The following is a 15,349-nucleotide window of genomic DNA, read 5'->3' as shown; positions in this document are numbered from 1 at the left end:
CGTGGCCTCACTCCGCCGCGACGGGCGCCTTGGCGAGGTTGCGCAGCACGTAGTGCAGCACGCCGCCGTGCTCGATGTACTCGATCTCGACCGCCGTATCGATCCGGCACTTGATCGTGATCTCCTTCACCGACCCGTCGCCGTAGGTGATCGTCGCCGTCACCTCCTGCAGCGGCTGGATGGTGTCGAGCCCGTGGATCGAGACCGTCTCGTCGCCCTTGATCCCCAGCGACTTGCGATTGTCGCCGCCGGTGAACTCGAAGGGGATGACGCCCATGCCGACCAGGTTCGAGCGGTGGATGCGCTCGAAGCTCTCGGCGATCACGGCCTTGACGCCCAGCAGCGCCGTGCCCTTGGCCGCCCAGTCGCGCGAGGAGCCCGCGCCGTACTGCTCGCCGGCGAAGATCACCAGCGGCACACCGGCCTCCTGGTAGGCCATCGCGGCGTCGTAGATCGAGGTCTGCTGCCCGTCCGGCCCGAGGGTGTAGCCGCCCTCGACCCCGTCCAGCATCTCGTTGCGGATGCGGATGTTGGCGAAGGTGCCGCGCATCATCACCTGGTGGTTGCCGCGGCGCGCGCCGTAGCTGTTGAACTCGCGCTGGGGCACCTGCCGCTCGGTCAGGTAGCGGCCGGCCGGCGTGGTGTCCTTGAACGAGCCCGCGGGGCTGATGTGGTCGGTGGTGATCATGTCGCCGAGGATCGCCAGCACGCGGGCGCCCTCGATGTTCGAGATCGTGCCCGGCTCCGCCCCCATGCCCTGGAAGTAGGGCGGGTTCTGGATGTAGGTCGAGGTCGCCGGCCAGTCATAGGTCTCCTGCTGGGGAACCTTGACGCCCTGCCACTTGTCGTCGCCCTTGAACACGTCGGCGTACTTGGTCTGGAACGCCTGCCGGGTCACGGTCTGCTCGACGAGTTCGGCCACCTCCTGCGTGGTCGGCCAGATGTCCTTGAGGTAGACATCCTTGCCGTCCGGCGTCTGGGCGATGGGCTCGTTGGCGAGGTCGATGTTCAGGTCGCCCGCGATGGCATAGGCCACCACCAGCGGCGGCGAGGCGAGGTAGTTCGCCCGCACGTCGGGGCTGATCCGGCCCTCGAAGTTGCGGTTGCCCGACAGGACGGCCGTGGCGATCAGGTCGTTGTCGTTGATCGCCTTGGAGATTTCTGGCTGCAGCGGGCCCGAGTTGCCGATGCAGGTGGTGCAGCCGTAGCCGACCAGGTTGAAGCCCACGGCGTCGAGGTCTTCCTGCAGGTTCGCGGCCTCGAGATAGGCCGACACGACCTGCGACCCGGGCGCGAGCGAGGTCTTGACCCAGGGCTTGCGCGTCAGGCCCAGCGCGCGGGCCTTGCGGGCCACGAGGCCGGCGCCGATCATCACGTAGGGGTTGGAGGTGTTGGTGCAGGAGGTGATCGAGGCGATCACCACCGAGCCGTCGCGGATCGTGTAGTCCTCACCCTCGACCTTCGCGGTCTTGCGCGGGTCGGCGGCGGGGGTCGGCGCCGGGCCTTCCGAGGCCATGTCGGCGGCGGGCAGCGTGGCGTCCGAGCCGCGGAACTCGGCCACGGTCTTGAAGAAGCCCGCGGCGGCGCGGTCGAGCGGCGTGTAGTCCTGCGGCCGCTTCGGCCCCGAGATCGCCGGCACGATGGTGCCCATGTCGAGGCTGAGGGTGTCGGTGTAGACCGGCGCATAGTCGGCGCCGCGCCAGAAGCCGTTTTCCTTGGCATAGGCCTCGACCAGCGCCACGACCTCGTCGGGGCGGCCGGTGTTGCGCAGGTAGCGGATGGTCTCGGCGTCGATCGGGAAGAAGCCGCAGGTCGCGCCGTATTCGGGGGCCATGTTGGCGATGGTCGCGCGGTCGGCCAGCGGCAGGCGGTCGAGGCCCTCGCCGTAGAATTCCACGAACTTGTTCACCACGCCCTTCTTGCGCAGCATCTCCACGACCTTGAGCACGAGGTCGGTGCCCGTGGTGCCCTCGCGCATCGCGCCGGTCAGTTCGAAGCCCACCACCTCGGGGATCAGCATGGAGATCGGCTGGCCCAGCATCGCGGCCTCGGCCTCGATGCCGCCCACGCCCCAGCCGAGCACGGCCGCGCCGTTCACCATGGTGGTGTGGCTGTCGGTGCCGACCAGCGTGTCGGGGTAGGCCACGACCGCGCCGGTCTGGTCCTTGTCCGACCACACGGTGCGCGACAGGTATTCCAGGTTCACCTGGTGGCAGATGCCGGTGCCGGGAGGCACCACGCGGAAGTTGTCGAACGCGGTCTGCCCCCATTTCAGGAACGTGTAGCGCTCCATGTTCCGCTCGTATTCGCGGTCCACGTTCATCTGGAAGGCGCGCGGGTTGCCGAACTCGTCGATCATCACCGAGTGGTCGATCACCAGGTCGACGGGGTTCAGCGGGTTGATCCGCTGCGGGTCGCCGCCCAGCGCCTTGATCCCGTCGCGCATCGCGGCGAGGTCGACCACGGCGGGCACGCCGGTGAAGTCCTGCATCAGCACGCGGGCCGGGCGGTAGGCGATCTCGCGCGGGTTCTGGCCACCCATCTTCGCCCAGTCGGCAAAGGCCTTGATGTCGTCCACGCTGACCGTCTTGCCGTCCTCGAAGCGGAGCATGTTCTCCAGCACCACCTTCAGCGCGGCGGGCAGCTTCGAGAAATCACCCAGGCCCGCCGCCTCGGCCGCGGCGATGGAGTAATAGGCGTAGCTCTTGTCACCGACCTTGAGCGTGCGGCGCGTCTTGGCGGTATCTTGGCCGACGGTAATGGGCATGGAAGCCTCCCTTCATCCGGTCATGTGGGGGTCGTCATCTCGACGCTCGCGATGCCACCGCGCGGCCTTTCGATCAAGGGCTAAGCGGTCGCCTGCGACATTAATGTATGCGATTGCATACCGCCTTGCCAGCCCCCTCCCCGGGGCCGTTCCGGGCGCGCCGCGGGCCGGTGCCATGATCTTGCCGCATTTCTGCGGATCATGGGGCGTTCGACCCGGGGCAACCGGGCGCAGGCGGCCCTGAGTCGGGCCGGACACAGGCATCGGAGCAGGACCCATGGACATCATTCACGACACCAGCCGCCAGCTGGCGGCAACGGCCGCGCTGATGGAGCCGCACATGCTGGTTCCGCTTGCGGCGCTTCTCGCCGCCGCCGGCCTCGGCGCCTGGCTGCGCCGCCGCCGCAAGGGCGACCGCGCCTGAGGCGGGCGCAGGGCGGGGCGCGCCCCGCCGCTTCCCAACCCCCTGATCTCCCACACCCCTGCCCCGCCGGACAGCGGCGCGGGCCTTACAGCTGCGCCATCACCTCGTCCGAGATCTCGAAGTTCGCCGTCACGGTCTGGACGTCGTCGTCGTCCTCCAGCGCCTCGATCAGCTTCATCAGCTTCTGCGCGTCCTCCAGACCCAGCTCGGTCGTGGTGCCGGGGCGCCACACCAGCTTGGCCGACTCCGATTCCCCCAGGCTCGCCTCCAGCGCCGCCGAGACCTCGCCGAGGTCGGTGTCGGCGCACCAGATCACGTGCTCCTCCTCGCCGCTCTCCACGTCCTCGGCGCCGGCCTCGATCGCGGCCATCATCACCGTGTCCGCATCGCCCGCCGCGGCGGTGTAAATCACCTGCCCCTTGCGCTCGAACATGAAGGACACCGAGCCGGTCTCGCCGAGGTTGCCGCCATGCTTGCCGAACAGCGAGCGCACGCTCGAGGCGGTACGGTTGCGGTTGTCGGTCATCGCCTCGACGATCACCGCCACGCCGTTGGGCCCGTAGCCCTCGTAGCGGATCTCCTCGTAGTTCTCGGCGTCGCCGCCCTGCGACTTCTTGATCGCGCGGTCGATCACGTCCTTGGGGACCGAGCTCGACTTCGCTTCCTTCACCGCCAGCCGCAGGCGCGGGTTCTTGTCGGGGTCGGGGTCGCCCATCTTGGCCGCCACGGTGATTTCCTTGGCGAGCTTGGAGAAGAGCTTGGAGCGCGCGGCGTCCTGCTTGCCCTTGCGGTGCTGGATGTTCGCCCACTTGGAATGGCCGGCCATGGGTCCCTCGACATGCTGGATGGTCCTGATCGGGCGCTCCTTTACCCCAAGCCCCGCATCCTCGGCAATGCCTGCCCCGCGCGGGGCCGATCCGCCGCGCTTCCCCTCCCCGCCCCTTTGGGCTACCGCTGACCCCATGAACCTGCGCGTCACCGACCTCGCCTGCGCCCGCGGGCCCGCCCAGATCCTCGCCGGCGTGTCCTTCGCCGTCGCGCCGGGGCAGGCGCTGATCCTGCGGGGGCCGAACGGGGCGGGCAAGACCACGCTCCTGCGCACGCTGGCGGGGCTGACCCCGCCGCTGGCCGGCACCATCGAGGCCGAGCCCGACGCCATCGCCTACGCCGCCCATGCCGACGGGCTGAAATCGGCCCTGACGGTCGAGGAGAACCTGGCCTTCTGGGCTGCGGTCTTCGGCACCCGCGACCCCGCGCCCGCGATCGAGGCGTTCCACCTCGGGCCGCTGCTGCAGCGCCGGGCGGGCGAGATGTCGGCGGGGCAGAAGCGACGGCTGTCGCTCGCCCGCCTCCTCGTCACCGGCCGCCCGGTCTGGTGCCTCGACGAGCCCACGGTGTCGCTGGACACCGAGAACGTCGCCCGCTTCGCCGCCGCGGTCACGGCGCACCTGAAGGGCGGCGGATCGGCTGTGATCGCCACCCACATCGACCTCGGCCTGCCCGCGGCCGAGACGCTCGACATCACCCGCTTCGTGTCCAAGCGGCTGCGCGCCGACGACCCCTTCGCGGAGGCGATGGCATGATCGGCCTGTTGCGCCGCGACCTGACGCTCGCGATCCGGGCGGGCGGCGGCTTCGGCCTGTCGCTCGCCTTCTTCCTGATCTTCACCACGCTGGTGCCCTTCGGCGTCGGCCCCGAGACCGGCATCCTGTCCGAGATCGCGCCGGGCGTGCTGTGGCTGGGCGCGTTGCTCGCCTGCCTGTTGTCGCTCGACCGCATCTTCCAGCTCGACTGGGAGGACGGCACGCTGGACCTGATGGCCACCAGCCCGGTGCCGCTCGAGGGGCTTGCCGCGATGAAGGCGCTGGCGCACTGGATCACCACCGGCCTGCCGCTGGTGGCGGCCGCGCCGGTGCTCGGCCTCCTCCTCAACCTGCCCGGCCCGGCCTACCCGTGGCTGGTGGCATCCCTCGCCCTCGGCACGCCCGCGCTCAGCGCCATCGGCACCTTCGGCGCGGCCCTGACCGTGGGGATCAAGCGCGGCGGGCTCCTGCTGTCGCTGCTCGTCCTGCCGCTCTACGTGCCCACGCTGATCTTCGGCGCGCTCTGCGTCAGCCGCGCCACGACCGGCCAGGACCCGCTCACGCCGCTCCTCCTCGTGGCCGGGATCACGGCCGGCAGCCTCGCGCTGCTGCCCTTCGCGGCGGCCGCCGCCCTCCGCGTCAATCTGCGCTAGTTCTGCGCCCGTCTGCCCCATTGTGAGCGCCACCAGCCCTGACTAAGTTCCGCGCCATGGCGTCGATCTGGGAATACGCGAACCCGCGCAAGTTCATGGCGACATCCGCCTTTCTCCTGCCGTGGACGGCGGGGATCGCGGGCGTGTGCCTCGTGGTCGGCCTGGTCTGGGGCTTCTTCTTCACCCCCGACGACTTCCGCCAGGGCTCGACGGTCAAGATCATCTACGTCCACGTCCCCTCGGCGATCATGGCGATCAACGCCTGGCTGATGATGCTGATCACCTCGCTGATCTGGGTGATCCGGCGCCACCACGTCTCGGCGCTGGCGGCCAAGGCGGCGGCGCCGGTGGGCATGGTCTTCACCCTCATCGCGCTGGTCACCGGCGCGATCTGGGGCCAGCCGATGTGGGGCACCTGGTGGGAATGGGACCCGCGGCTGACGTCGTTCCTGATCCTGTTCCTCTTCTACCTCGGCTACATGGCCCTGTGGGAAGCGATCGACAATCCCGACAGCGCGGCCGACCTCACCTCGGTCCTCTGCCTCGTGGGCTCGGTCTTCGCGATCATCTCGCGCTATGCGCTGGTGTTCTGGAACCAGGGCCTGCACCAGGGCGCGACCCTGTCGCTCGACCGGGAACAGAACATCGCCGACGTGTTCTGGTACCCGCTGGTGATCACGCTGGCGGGCTTCGGCTTCCTGTTCGTCGCGCTGGTGCTCTACCGCACCCAGACCGAGATCCGCGCGCGGCGCCTGAAGGCGCTGATCGCGCAGGAAAGGATGGCATGATGCCCGATCTCGGCGCCTATGCGGTCCCCGTGCTGTCGGCCTACGCGGTGTCGATCGCGCTGATCGTCGTCGTCGTCGGCGCCTCCATCCTCAAGGCCCGCCGGGTCCGCGCGCGGCTGGAAGAGGTCGAACACCGCCGGGGACGGGCGGCATGAAGATCAACTGGCTGATGGTGCTGCCGCTGGCGCTGACCGCCGGGTTCTTCGGCATCGCGGGCTGGCAGCTGATGAACAACCAGAACGCGCTGCAGCAGGGCGTGGACACCCAGGCGCTGCCCTCGGCGCAGCAGGGGCGCCCGGCACCGGGGCTGGCGCTGGAGCCGATGGGCGACACGCCGCTGCTGACCCGCGCCGACCTCGAGGGCAATGGCCTCGTCATGGTGAACTTCTTCGCCAGCTGGTGCCCGCCCTGCCGCGCCGAGCACCCGGTGCTGACGGCGCTGGCCGAGGCCGGCACGCCGCTCTACGGCGTGAACTACCGCGACCGGATCGACCAGGCGACGGGGTTCCTGGCCGAGCTTGGCAATCCCTATGACCGGATCGGCCGTGACGAGCTGGCGCGCAACGGCGCGGACTGGGGCGTGGTGGCGATGCCCGAGACCTTCTTCATCGACGGGACCGGCACGGTGGTGCTGCATTTCCGCGGGCCGGTGACCGAGCGGTCGCTGCGCACCCAGATCCGGCCGGCGCTGGCCGAGGCGGGGCACGAGTTGCCGCCGCTGCCGGGCGAGGCCGCCGGGACGAACTGAGGGCGGCCCCGTCGGCGCACGGGCCACCTATCCCCACGATCCGATCCCGCGCGCAGAGCCTTGCAAGGCTCTGCTCCGTCCCTTGCAAGGGACGGGGCAGTCTCTTGCAAGAGACTGCCGGCGCGCCGCCCTACCCTCACGCCCCGATCCCCACCGTCGCGCGGGCAAGAGCCTTGCAAGGCTCTTGGCGTCCCTTGCAAGGGACGCAGCGCCGCCGTCAGTAGATATAGCGGATCTGGTCCGACCAATACCGCTCGATCCGTTTCAGCGAGTGGTTCACCCGGTCGATCCCGTCGGTGCCGAGGATGCCGTGCTTCTCCAGCCCCTCGGCATGGCGCGCGAAGAGCGCCCCGACCACCTCGCGCACGTGCCGGCCGCGCTCGGTCAGCCGCACCCGGACGGACCGCCGGTCGATCTCGCAGCGCTGGTGGTGCATGTAGCCCATCTCCACCAGCTTCTTCAGGTTGTAGGACACGTTCGAGCCCTGGTAGTAGCCGCGGCTCTTCAGCTCGCCCGCCGTCACCTCGTGCTCGCCGATGTTGAACAGCAGGAGCGCCTGCACCGCGTTGATGTCGAGGATGCCCAGCCGCTCGAACTCGTCCTTGATCACGTCGAGCAGGAGCCGGTGCAGCCGCTCCACCAGCGACAGGGATTCGAGGTACCCGGTCAGGAATCCCGACCGGGAGGACGTCGCGAAGGGCGCGTGCAGGCTCATCATGGACTCCGCATCAGGGGCTTCGTGCCCCGTGATGCCCCCGGAATCGGAAAGATTGCGTTAAAGCGCGCCGAAAACCTCAGGCCGCCCCGCCGATCCCCTCCGACAGCCGCCCGAGGAAGGGCCTGAGCGCCGCCGGCGCCTCCGCCTGCCCCGTCACCCAGCGGTAGAGGTCCTGGTCGGCCTCGGCCAGCACCGCCTCGAAGGCGTCCAGCGTGGCGTCGTCCGCCCCGGCCAGATGCGCGTCCGCCCAGCCCCCCAGGATCAGGTCCATCTCCTTGATGCCCCGGTGCCAGGCCCGCATCCGCAGGCGTTTCAGCCGGATCTCGCGTGTCTCCATCGTCTCACACCCCCTGGCTCAGCGCGAGCCGCAGCCGCTTTTCCAGCCGGCCCAGCTGCTCGGCCACCCGTGCCTGCTCCACCTTGACCCGGCGCAGCTCGGCCAGCAGGTCCGTCAGCTCCTCGGGCAGCGCCTCGCGCTCCCCGGGCCCGTCGAGCCCGTCGCCCTCGCCGGTCAGGAGCCACATGATCGACACCCCCAGCATCCCGGCCAGCATCTGCAGCCGGTTCGCCCGCGGCTCGGACTGGTCGTTCTCCCAGGCGCGGATGGTCTTGACCTTCACCCCCATGCGCCGGCCGAGCTCGGCCTGGCTCAGCCCCGCGGCCTCACGCGCGCCCGTCATCCGGTCGCCGAAGGTCGCCGTGTCGGCGTCGTACCAGCCCTTCGCCTCGTCCTCTGCGTCGGTCATGTCGCATCCCCTCCCGGCTTGATCGCGGATCGGGCGCACCCTAATGGTGGCCCGATCGAAATGCCACCGGACACCCTAACGCAGGGCCCGGACCAACCCGGAGCGACCCGATGCCCTTCCTTTCCGACACGCTCGCCCGCGTGAAGCCCTCGCCCACCATCGCCGTCACCAACCTCGCGGCCGAGCTCAAGGCGCAGGGCAAGGACGTGATCGGCCTCGGCGCGGGCGAGCCCGATTTCGACACGCCCCAGAACATCAAGGACGCCGCCGTCGCCGCCATCGCGGCCGGCAAGACGAAATACACCGCCGTCGACGGCATCCCCGAGCTGAAAAAGGCGATCTGCGCCAAGTTCAAGCGCGACAACAACCTCGACTACACGCCCGCGCAGGTCTCGGTCGGCACGGGCGGCAAGCAGATCCTCTACAACGCGCTCATGGCCACCCTGAACCCCGGCGACGAGGTCATCATCCCCGCGCCCTACTGGGTCAGCTACCCCGACATGGTGCTGCTCGCGGGCGGCACGCCGGTCTTCGTCGAGGGCCCGAGCCAGAACGCCTACAAGATCACGCCGGCCGACCTCGAGGCCGCGATCACGCCAAAGACCAAGTGGTTCATCTTCAACTCGCCCTCGAACCCCACCGGCGCGGGCTACACGGCGGAGGAGCTGAAGGGCCTGACCGATGTCCTGATGCGCCACCCCCATGTCTGGGTAATGACCGACGACATGTACGAGCACCTCGTCTACGACGACTTCAAATTCGCCACCCCCGCCGAGGTCGAACCGGGCCTCTACGACCGCACCCTCACCTGCAACGGCGTGTCCAAGGCCTATGCCATGACCGGCTGGCGCATCGGCTATGCCGCGGGGCCGGTCGAGCTGATCAAGGCGATGGGCAAGGTCCAGTCGCAGTCGACGTCGAACCCCTGCACCATCTCGCAATGGGCCGCGGTCGAGGCGCTGAACGGCCCGCAGGACTACATCGCGGCCAACAACGCGCTGTTCAAGCGCCGCCGCGACCTGGTGGTCGAGATGCTGAACGCCGCCCCCGGCATCACCTGCCCGGTGCCCGAGGGCGCCTTCTACGTCTACCCCTCGATCACCGGCTGCATCGGCAAGACCACGCCCGCGGGCACCCTGATCGACACCGACGAGACCTTCGCCCGCGCGCTGCTGGAGGAAAAGGGCGTCGCGGTCGTGTTCGGCGGCGCCTTCGGCCTCTCGCCCTGCTTCCGCGTCAGCTACGCCACCGCCGACGAGACGCTGCGCGAGGCCTGCCGCCGCATCCAGGACTTCTGCGCCGCGCTGGCCTGACATACCCCGTGACCGGGGGGCGCGCCGGGCCCACCCCCGGCGCGCTTCCCGGACGACGCCGCGCCGGCCTTGCCCCGTGCGCCCGCACCCGGCATCCTGCCCCCGGTGATGCGGCCCCGCCGGCGCGCCGCACCGGCACAGACCCAAGGGGCGATGGCATGACGCTCCCACGCAGAACCGTTCTGGTCGGGGGGCCGCTGGCCCTCCTGTCGCTCCCCGTCCTGTCCGCCTCGGCCCGGGCCGAGGCCGCGGCGCGGACCCTGCCGCCGGGCACCCGGCTCCTGCTCCTGCGCCACTTCGACCGCGACGGCGCGCATCTCGGCGCCGCCGGCCTCGCCCGCGCGGCCGCCCTGCCCGGGGTCATCGCCGACCTGCCGCTGCAGGCGCTCTACACCCGTCCCATCGGCCGCAACCAGGACAGCGCCCGCCCGCTGGCCGAGGCCCGCGGGCTCGAGATGCAGCTTCTCGGCACCGCCTCCGGGGACGACGGCGTCGCGCCGCAGCTGCTCGACCTGGCCGCCGGCCGGTCGGTGATCTGGATCGGCAACACCACGAACCTGCGCGCGATCTGGGAGCTGCTGGGCCTGCCCGGCCCGGCGCCGACCGGCTATGGCGAGCTGGTGGTGGTGGAGCCCGGCCCGGACGGCCGCGCCCGAGTCACCGACCGCCGCACCGTGCCGGCAACGGGCTGAGCGGCTGCGCGCCAACCGGGTGCCCCGGCCGCCCCCGGCCGCCCCCGTCCGGCGCGGTGACGGCACACACGCCCCGCCCCCGACAGGACCGCCGCCACCGGACCAGACCGCCGCCACAGCCGGGAGCGTCCGCGCGCCCTGACCGAAGCCCCGACCGCCTGCGCGGACCCCACCGCAGGTCGAGCGCCGCACGGAGCGCCCATCGCCCAAACCCCGCGCGTCGCCGATGCCCGCGCCCCCCCCCTGCCCCGACGCAACCCATTTCACCGCCCCGCCACCAGCCACTGTCCCAGCCGACGCCAAACCGGACCGCCCACCTCCAAGACCTGGGCGGGTCTCCACCACATCCGGCAGGGACCGGGCCTGCCCGAACCAGCCATCCCGACCAAGGGCGAGACCTCCGTCGCACCCGACCCGTGCATGACCCGCGGTCGCGCCCCGCCCGCCCGATCGCCGCCGGCGGCACGGCACCGCGGACAACCTCCACCTCCCCCGCAACCGCGCGGCGCTGCCCCCTTGCCTCCGCGCGCGCCCCGGTCCACCAAGACCCATGCCCCGGGAAACCCCGCAAGCCGCCTTCTGGAACCGCGTCGCCCGGCGCTACGCGGCGATGCCCATGCGCAACCCCGCCGCCTGGGAGGAGACGCTGGCGCTCACCGCCGCCCGCCTCGCGCCCTCCGACCGGGTGCTCGAGATCGGCTGCGGCACCGGCTCCACCGCGCTCCGCCTCGCCCCCGACGTCGCCCGCTACACCGCCACCGACGACGCCGCCGCCATGATCGCCATCGCCACCGAACGCGCCGCGGGCACCCCCACGCTCCACCCCCTGCAGGCGCGCCCCGGCGACGGCTCCCTGCCCGCCGGCCCCCACGACGCGATCCTCGCCTTCAACCTCCTCCACCTCCTGCCCGACCTGCCCGCCGCGCTGGCCGAGCTGCACGGCCTCCTGAAACCCGGCGGCCTCCTCATCACGAAAACCCCCTGCCTCGGCGGCCCCTGGCTCGCCCTCTGGCCGCCGGTTCGCCTCCTCCGCGCCTTCGGCAAGGCCCCGCCCCTGCGCTTCCTGACCACCACGACCCTGGAACGCCGGATCACCGCCGCGGGCTTCACCATCGAGCACCGCGCCGACCTGCCCCGCCGCCCGCCCTCGCGCTTCCTCATCGCCCGCCGCGCCTGACCCCCCTCATCCTTGCTTTCCAAATACTCCCTGGCGCGATCGCGGCGTGCACGGGCGGGGCCTCGGCACCAAAGCACGACGGGGGCAGCGCCCCCACCTTGCGCCGCCGGCCAAAGCGCCTACCCTCCGCCCATGGTCCTGGAATTCCGAGACGCCGGCATCTACTGCCCCGCCGCCGATGCCTACATCGACCCATGGCGCCCCGTGGACCGGGCGCTCATCACCCATGGCCACTCCGACCACGCCCGCTGGGGCCACCGCCGCTACCTCTGCACCGAGGCCGCCGCCCCGGTGATCCGCCACCGCCTCGGCGACATCTCCCTGCAGACCATCCCCTACGGCGCCCCCCTGCGCATCGGCGACGCCACCGTCAGCTTCCACCCCGCGGGCCATGTCCCGGGCTCGGCCCAGATCCGCGTCGAGGTGAAGGGCGAGACCTGGGTCGTCTCGGGCGACTACAAGACCGCCGCCGACGGGCTGAGCGAGCCGTTCGAGCCGGTCCGCTGCCACGCCTTCATCACCGAATCCACCTTCGGCCTGCCGGTCTACAGCTGGCCCTCCGAGGCCGAGCTCGCCGCCCAGATCAACGCCTGGTGGGCCGAGACCCGCGCCGCCGGCCAGACCCCAGTCCTCGGCGTCTACGCGCTGGGCAAGGCGCAGCGGGTGCTGGGCCTGCTCGACCCCGCCATCGGCCCGATCCTGACCCACGGCGCGGTCGAGGCGACGACGCAGGTGCTGCGCGCCCAGGGCCTGCGCTTGCCTGCCACCATCCCCGTCACGCCCGCCCTCGACCTCAAGGCGCATCGCGGCGCCATGGTGCTCGCGCCGCCCTCGGCCCTCGGCTCGGCGTGGATGCGGAAATTTGGGCCGGTCTCGACGGGTTTCGCCTCGGGCTGGATGCGGCTCCGGGGGGTGCGCCGGCGGCGGGCGGCGGACCGCGGCTTCGTGGTGTCCGACCACGCCGACTGGGCCGGGCTGAACGCCGCCATCGCCGCCACGGGCGCCGCCCGCGTCTTCGTCACCCACGGCTACACCGCGCAGTTCTCGCGCTGGCTCGCCACCCAGGGCTACCAGGCCGGCATCGTGCGCACCGAGTTCGGCGGCGAACCCGAGGACGAGCCCGACGTGACCCCCGCCGCCGAGCCCTCCGCATGACCCGGCCCCGCCCCCCGCGACGAGGCCGGCAGGCCGAGGAGAGGCCCGCATGACCGCCCCGACCCGCACCGACAGGCTCTGGCGCGCGCTCGCCCGCCACGTCGACCGGACCGCCCTCGACCTCATCCCCTCCCAGCCGGCCCTCCGCCGCCTGCTCGACCTCTCGGCCCGCCTCGGCACCGCGCTGCCCCCCGGCACCACCGCCACGCGCGACCCCGACGGCACCCTCCACCTGCGCCCGCCCGGCACCGCGGCGGACGCGCCCGTCCTCCTCTACATCCACGGCGGCGGCTTCACCCTTGGCTCCCCCCGCGCCTATGCCGCGCTCGCCGGCCACCTCGCCCAGGCGGCGGGGATGCGCGCCGTGCTGCCCGCCTACCGCCTCGCCCCCGAACACCCCTTCCCCGCCGCCCGCGACGACGTGATCGCCGCCCACGCCCGCCTCCTTGCCGCGGGCACGCCCCCCGCGGCGCTGGCGGGCGACAGCGCGGGCGGCTGCCTCGCCCTCCTCCTCGCCCGCCACCTGCGCGACACGGGGGCGCCCCTGCCCGCCGCCCTCGGCCTGATCGCCCCCATCGGCGACCTCTCGGGCGACATCGGCGCCCGCTTCGCCGCCGCGCACGACGAGGTCCTGATCCCGCCCGCCTGGGCGCGCCGCATCCGCGCGGCCTACCTGCCCGCCACCGACCCCGCTGACCCCGCCGTCTCGCCGCTGCTGTCGGACCTCTCGGGCCTGCCCCCCGCCCTGATCCAGGCCGCCACCGGCGAGGCGCTGGCCGCCGACGCCCGCCGCCTCGCCGCGGCGCTGGACGACGCCACCCTCGACCTCTGGCCCGGCATGGCCCATGTCTGGCACTTCCACGCCGGCCGCTCCCACGCCGCGAACACCGCGCTGCGCCGGATGGGCGCCTTCCTCGCGGACAAGGCCGCGCGATGAAGGACTTCGCCGCCCTCTTCACCGCGCTGGACCAGACCACCAGGACCGGCGTCAAGACCGCCGCGCTGGCCGACTACTTCCGCAGCGCCCCCGACGCCGACCGGCTCTGGACCATCGCGCTCCTGTCCGGGCGCCGGCCCCGCCGCACCATCACCACGACGAAGCTCCGCGAATGGGCCGCCGAGCGCGCCGGCATCCCGCTCTGGCTGTTCGAGGCCTGCTACCCGGTGGTGGGCGACCTCAGCGAGACCATCGCCCTCGTCCTGCCCGAGCCTACCACCCGCATCGACAAGCCCCTGAACCAGTGGATCGCCGAGCTCCGCGCCCTGGATGCCGCCGACGAGGCGACCCGCAAGGCCTTCATCCTCGCCGCCTGGGACGGGCTGCCCCCGGTCGAACGCTTCGTGTTCAACAAGCTCCTCACCGGGGGCTGGCGCATGGGCGTGAGCCAGAAGCTGATGACCCGGGCCCTCGCGCAGGCCACCGGCATCGACGAGGCGGAACTGACCCACCGTCTGATGGGCGACTGGTCGCCCGACACGACCAGCTTCCACGCGCTGGTCGAAGCCCCCGACCCGGGCGCAGACCTGTCGCGCCCCTACCCCTTCGCGCTGGCCTACCAGGTCGAGGACGACCCCGCCACGCTCGGCCCCGTCACCGGCTGGCTGGCGGAACGGAAATGGGACGGCATCCGCGGCCAGCTGATCCTGCGCGGGGGCGAGCACTGGCTCTGGTCCCGCGGCGAGGAGCTGATGACCGACCGCTTCCCGGAGCTCGCCCAGTTCCGCGATTTCCTGCCCGAAGGCACGGTGATCGACGGCGAGGTGCTGGCCTGGGACCATACCGCCGACCGCCCGCTGGGGTTTTCCCGGCTGCAACCCCGGATCGGCCGCAAGACCGTGCCGAAGAAGCTGCTGGCCGAGGCGCCCGCGATGCTGGTGGCCTACGACCTCCTCGAACACGGGGGCGAGGACATCCGCCCGCAGCCCCTGTCCGACCGCCGCGCGCGGCTGGCCGCGCTGCTCGCCGACCTGCCGCCGCGAGTACCGGTCCGCCTGTCGCCCGCGGTCGAGGCGCCGGACTGGCCCGGCCTCGCCGCCGCCCGCGCCGCATCGCGCGAGATCGGGGCCGAGGGGCTGATGCTCAAGCGCATCGATGCGCCCTACCTCGCCGGGCGGCGCAAGGGCGACTGGTGGAAATGGAAGCTCGACCCGCTGACCATCGACGCGGTGATGATCTACGCGCAGGCGGGCTCGGGCAGGCGCGCCACGCTCTACACCGACTTCACCTTCGCGGTGCGCGACGGCGAGGCGCTGGTGCCCTTCACCAAGGCCTATTCGGGCCTGACCGACGCCGAGTTCCGCGAGATCACCGCCTGGGTGCGCAAGAACACGACCGACCGCTTCGGCCCCGTCCGCGCGGTCAAACCCGAGCACGTGTTCGAGATCGCCTTCGAGGGCATCCAGGCCAGCCCCCGCCACAAGTCGGGCGTCGCCCTGCGATTCCCGCGCATGGCGCGCTGGCGCCGCGACAAGCCGGTGGCCGAGGCCAACACGCTCGACGACCTCAAGGCGATGCTGGCGCAGTACGGCTGACCCGCCGCGATTGACACCGGTCAAGGTGCGGCGGGGCCGGGCCGGGGATGATG

Annotated in this window: 17 protein-coding genes; 12 read left to right on the top strand and 5 right to left on the bottom strand. The window is 71.8% G+C overall.

Going from position 1 to position 15,349, the window contains the following annotated elements; all coding sequences use genetic code 11:
- Window positions 1-7 precede the first annotated feature (7 nt).
- Window positions 8-2,767, bottom strand: a complete 2,760-nt coding sequence (acnA, locus tag HCU73_RS08960) for an aconitate hydratase AcnA (protein ID WP_168623065.1) — start codon at window positions 2,765-2,767, stop codon at window positions 8-10.
- 277 nt (window positions 2,768-3,044) lie between these two features.
- Between acnA and HCU73_RS08955 the strand changes: the two genes are divergently transcribed.
- Complete coding sequence (locus HCU73_RS08955; protein ID WP_168623064.1) at window positions 3,045-3,191, top strand: hypothetical protein; 147 nt, start codon at window positions 3,045-3,047, stop codon at window positions 3,189-3,191.
- A gap of 85 nt (window positions 3,192-3,276) precedes the next feature.
- On the opposite strand, the gene HCU73_RS08950 is transcribed toward HCU73_RS08955, so the two are convergent.
- Complete coding sequence (locus tag HCU73_RS08950) at window positions 3,277-4,017, bottom strand: YebC/PmpR family DNA-binding transcriptional regulator (RefSeq protein WP_168623063.1); 741 nt, start codon at window positions 4,015-4,017, stop codon at window positions 3,277-3,279.
- Window positions 4,018-4,153: 136 nt separating this feature from the next.
- Between HCU73_RS08950 and ccmA the strand changes: the two genes are divergently transcribed.
- From ccmA to HCU73_RS08925, 5 genes are read left to right on the top strand one after another with little or no spacing between them, the layout of a single operon-like run.
- The gene (gene ccmA, locus HCU73_RS08945; RefSeq protein WP_168623062.1) at window positions 4,154-4,774 is read left to right on the top strand and encodes a heme ABC exporter ATP-binding protein CcmA; all 621 of its coding nucleotides are present in this window, start codon (window positions 4,154-4,156) and stop codon (window positions 4,772-4,774) included.
- Window positions 4,771-5,427, top strand: coding sequence for a heme exporter protein CcmB (gene ccmB / locus HCU73_RS08940; protein ID WP_168623061.1), 657 nt, complete (start codon window positions 4,771-4,773; stop codon window positions 5,425-5,427). Before ccmA ends, ccmB begins: the two co-directional genes overlap by 4 nt.
- 56 nt (window positions 5,428-5,483) lie before the next feature.
- Window positions 5,484-6,215 carry a heme ABC transporter permease gene (locus tag HCU73_RS08935; RefSeq protein WP_168623060.1) on the top strand — a complete coding sequence of 244 codons (732 nt, stop codon included), beginning with the start codon at window positions 5,484-5,486 and terminating at the stop codon, window positions 6,213-6,215.
- A complete protein-coding gene (gene ccmD, locus HCU73_RS08930; protein WP_420853575.1) occupies window positions 6,215-6,370 on the top strand; it encodes a heme exporter protein CcmD in 156 nt (51 codons plus the stop codon). Before HCU73_RS08935 ends, ccmD begins: the two co-directional genes overlap by 1 nt.
- Window positions 6,367-6,963, top strand: a complete 597-nt coding sequence (locus HCU73_RS08925) for a DsbE family thiol:disulfide interchange protein (protein ID WP_168623058.1) — start codon at window positions 6,367-6,369, stop codon at window positions 6,961-6,963. Before ccmD ends, HCU73_RS08925 begins: the two co-directional genes overlap by 4 nt.
- Window positions 6,964-7,180: 217 nt before the next feature.
- Here HCU73_RS08925 and HCU73_RS08920 read toward each other — a convergent pair whose 3' ends face one another.
- From HCU73_RS08920 to HCU73_RS08910, 3 genes are all read right to left on the bottom strand, one after another.
- Window positions 7,181-7,678 (bottom strand): MarR family winged helix-turn-helix transcriptional regulator, encoded by a 498-nt coding sequence (locus HCU73_RS08920; RefSeq protein ID WP_168623057.1) that lies wholly within the window; start codon window positions 7,676-7,678, stop codon window positions 7,181-7,183.
- 79 nt (window positions 7,679-7,757) lie between these two features.
- Window positions 7,758-8,018, bottom strand: a complete 261-nt coding sequence (locus tag HCU73_RS08915) for a succinate dehydrogenase assembly factor 2 (protein ID WP_168623056.1) — start codon at window positions 8,016-8,018, stop codon at window positions 7,758-7,760.
- 4 nt (window positions 8,019-8,022) lie between these two features.
- Window positions 8,023-8,427, bottom strand: coding sequence for a helix-turn-helix domain-containing protein (locus tag HCU73_RS08910; RefSeq protein WP_168623055.1), 405 nt, complete (start codon window positions 8,425-8,427; stop codon window positions 8,023-8,025).
- A 110-nt stretch (window positions 8,428-8,537) separates the two neighbouring features.
- Between HCU73_RS08910 and HCU73_RS08905 the strand changes: the two genes are divergently transcribed.
- The 6 genes from HCU73_RS08905 (at window position 8,538) to HCU73_RS08880 (ending at window position 15,296) form a co-directional block, all read left to right on the top strand.
- Window positions 8,538-9,740, top strand: a complete 1,203-nt coding sequence (locus HCU73_RS08905) for a pyridoxal phosphate-dependent aminotransferase (protein ID WP_168623054.1) — start codon at window positions 8,538-8,540, stop codon at window positions 9,738-9,740.
- Between the two features lie 158 nt (window positions 9,741-9,898).
- The gene (locus HCU73_RS08900) at window positions 9,899-10,432 is read left to right on the top strand and encodes a histidine phosphatase family protein (RefSeq protein ID WP_168623053.1); all 534 of its coding nucleotides are present in this window, start codon (window positions 9,899-9,901) and stop codon (window positions 10,430-10,432) included.
- 550 nt (window positions 10,433-10,982) lie between these two features.
- Window positions 10,983-11,609 carry a class I SAM-dependent methyltransferase gene (locus HCU73_RS08895; protein WP_168623052.1) on the top strand — a complete coding sequence of 209 codons (627 nt, stop codon included), beginning with the start codon at window positions 10,983-10,985 and terminating at the stop codon, window positions 11,607-11,609.
- A 132-nt stretch (window positions 11,610-11,741) separates the two neighbouring features.
- Window positions 11,742-12,764 (top strand): ligase-associated DNA damage response exonuclease, encoded by a 1,023-nt coding sequence (locus HCU73_RS08890; RefSeq protein ID WP_168623051.1) that lies wholly within the window; start codon window positions 11,742-11,744, stop codon window positions 12,762-12,764.
- A 49-nt stretch (window positions 12,765-12,813) separates the two neighbouring features.
- Entirely contained in the window at window positions 12,814-13,701 is an 888-nt protein-coding gene (locus HCU73_RS08885) for an alpha/beta hydrolase fold domain-containing protein (protein WP_168623050.1), read from the top strand.
- The gene (locus HCU73_RS08880) at window positions 13,698-15,296 is read left to right on the top strand and encodes an ATP-dependent DNA ligase (protein ID WP_168623049.1); all 1,599 of its coding nucleotides are present in this window, start codon (window positions 13,698-13,700) and stop codon (window positions 15,294-15,296) included. Before HCU73_RS08885 ends, HCU73_RS08880 begins: the two co-directional genes overlap by 4 nt.
- The last annotated feature ends 53 nt before the right edge of the window (window positions 15,297-15,349 follow it).

It is taken from the genome of Roseicyclus persicicus, assembly GCF_012395815.1.
Classification (GTDB): domain Bacteria; phylum Pseudomonadota; class Alphaproteobacteria; order Rhodobacterales; family Rhodobacteraceae; genus Roseicyclus; species Roseicyclus persicicus.
This window is presented reverse-complemented; position numbering and strand designations above follow the sequence as displayed.

Coding starts and splice junctions, on each gene's coding strand:
- HCU73_RS08885 (WP_168623050.1), top strand. CDS start 12,814: ATGACCGCCCCGACCCGCACCGACAGGCTCTGGCGCGCGCTCGCCCGC.
- acnA (WP_168623065.1), bottom strand. CDS start 2,767: ATGCCCATTACCGTCGGCCAAGATACCGCCAAGACGCGCCGCACGCTC.
- HCU73_RS08900 (WP_168623053.1), top strand. CDS start 9,899: ATGACGCTCCCACGCAGAACCGTTCTGGTCGGGGGGCCGCTGGCCCTC.
- ccmD (WP_420853575.1), top strand. CDS start 6,215: ATGCCCGATCTCGGCGCCTATGCGGTCCCCGTGCTGTCGGCCTACGCG.
- ccmA (WP_168623062.1), top strand. CDS start 4,154: ATGAACCTGCGCGTCACCGACCTCGCCTGCGCCCGCGGGCCCGCCCAG.
- HCU73_RS08950 (WP_168623063.1), bottom strand. CDS start 4,017: ATGGCCGGCCATTCCAAGTGGGCGAACATCCAGCACCGCAAGGGCAAG.
- ccmB (WP_168623061.1), top strand. CDS start 4,771: ATGATCGGCCTGTTGCGCCGCGACCTGACGCTCGCGATCCGGGCGGGC.
- HCU73_RS08915 (WP_168623056.1), bottom strand. CDS start 8,018: ATGGAGACACGCGAGATCCGGCTGAAACGCCTGCGGATGCGGGCCTGG.
- HCU73_RS08935 (WP_168623060.1), top strand. CDS start 5,484: ATGGCGTCGATCTGGGAATACGCGAACCCGCGCAAGTTCATGGCGACA.
- HCU73_RS08955 (WP_168623064.1), top strand. CDS start 3,045: ATGGACATCATTCACGACACCAGCCGCCAGCTGGCGGCAACGGCCGCG.
- HCU73_RS08890 (WP_168623051.1), top strand. CDS start 11,742: ATGGTCCTGGAATTCCGAGACGCCGGCATCTACTGCCCCGCCGCCGAT.
- HCU73_RS08895 (WP_168623052.1), top strand. CDS start 10,983: ATGCCCCGGGAAACCCCGCAAGCCGCCTTCTGGAACCGCGTCGCCCGG.
- HCU73_RS08910 (WP_168623055.1), bottom strand. CDS start 8,427: ATGACCGACGCAGAGGACGAGGCGAAGGGCTGGTACGACGCCGACACG.
- HCU73_RS08920 (WP_168623057.1), bottom strand. CDS start 7,678: ATGAGCCTGCACGCGCCCTTCGCGACGTCCTCCCGGTCGGGATTCCTG.
- HCU73_RS08905 (WP_168623054.1), top strand. CDS start 8,538: ATGCCCTTCCTTTCCGACACGCTCGCCCGCGTGAAGCCCTCGCCCACC.
- HCU73_RS08925 (WP_168623058.1), top strand. CDS start 6,367: ATGAAGATCAACTGGCTGATGGTGCTGCCGCTGGCGCTGACCGCCGGG.
- HCU73_RS08880 (WP_168623049.1), top strand. CDS start 13,698: ATGAAGGACTTCGCCGCCCTCTTCACCGCGCTGGACCAGACCACCAGG.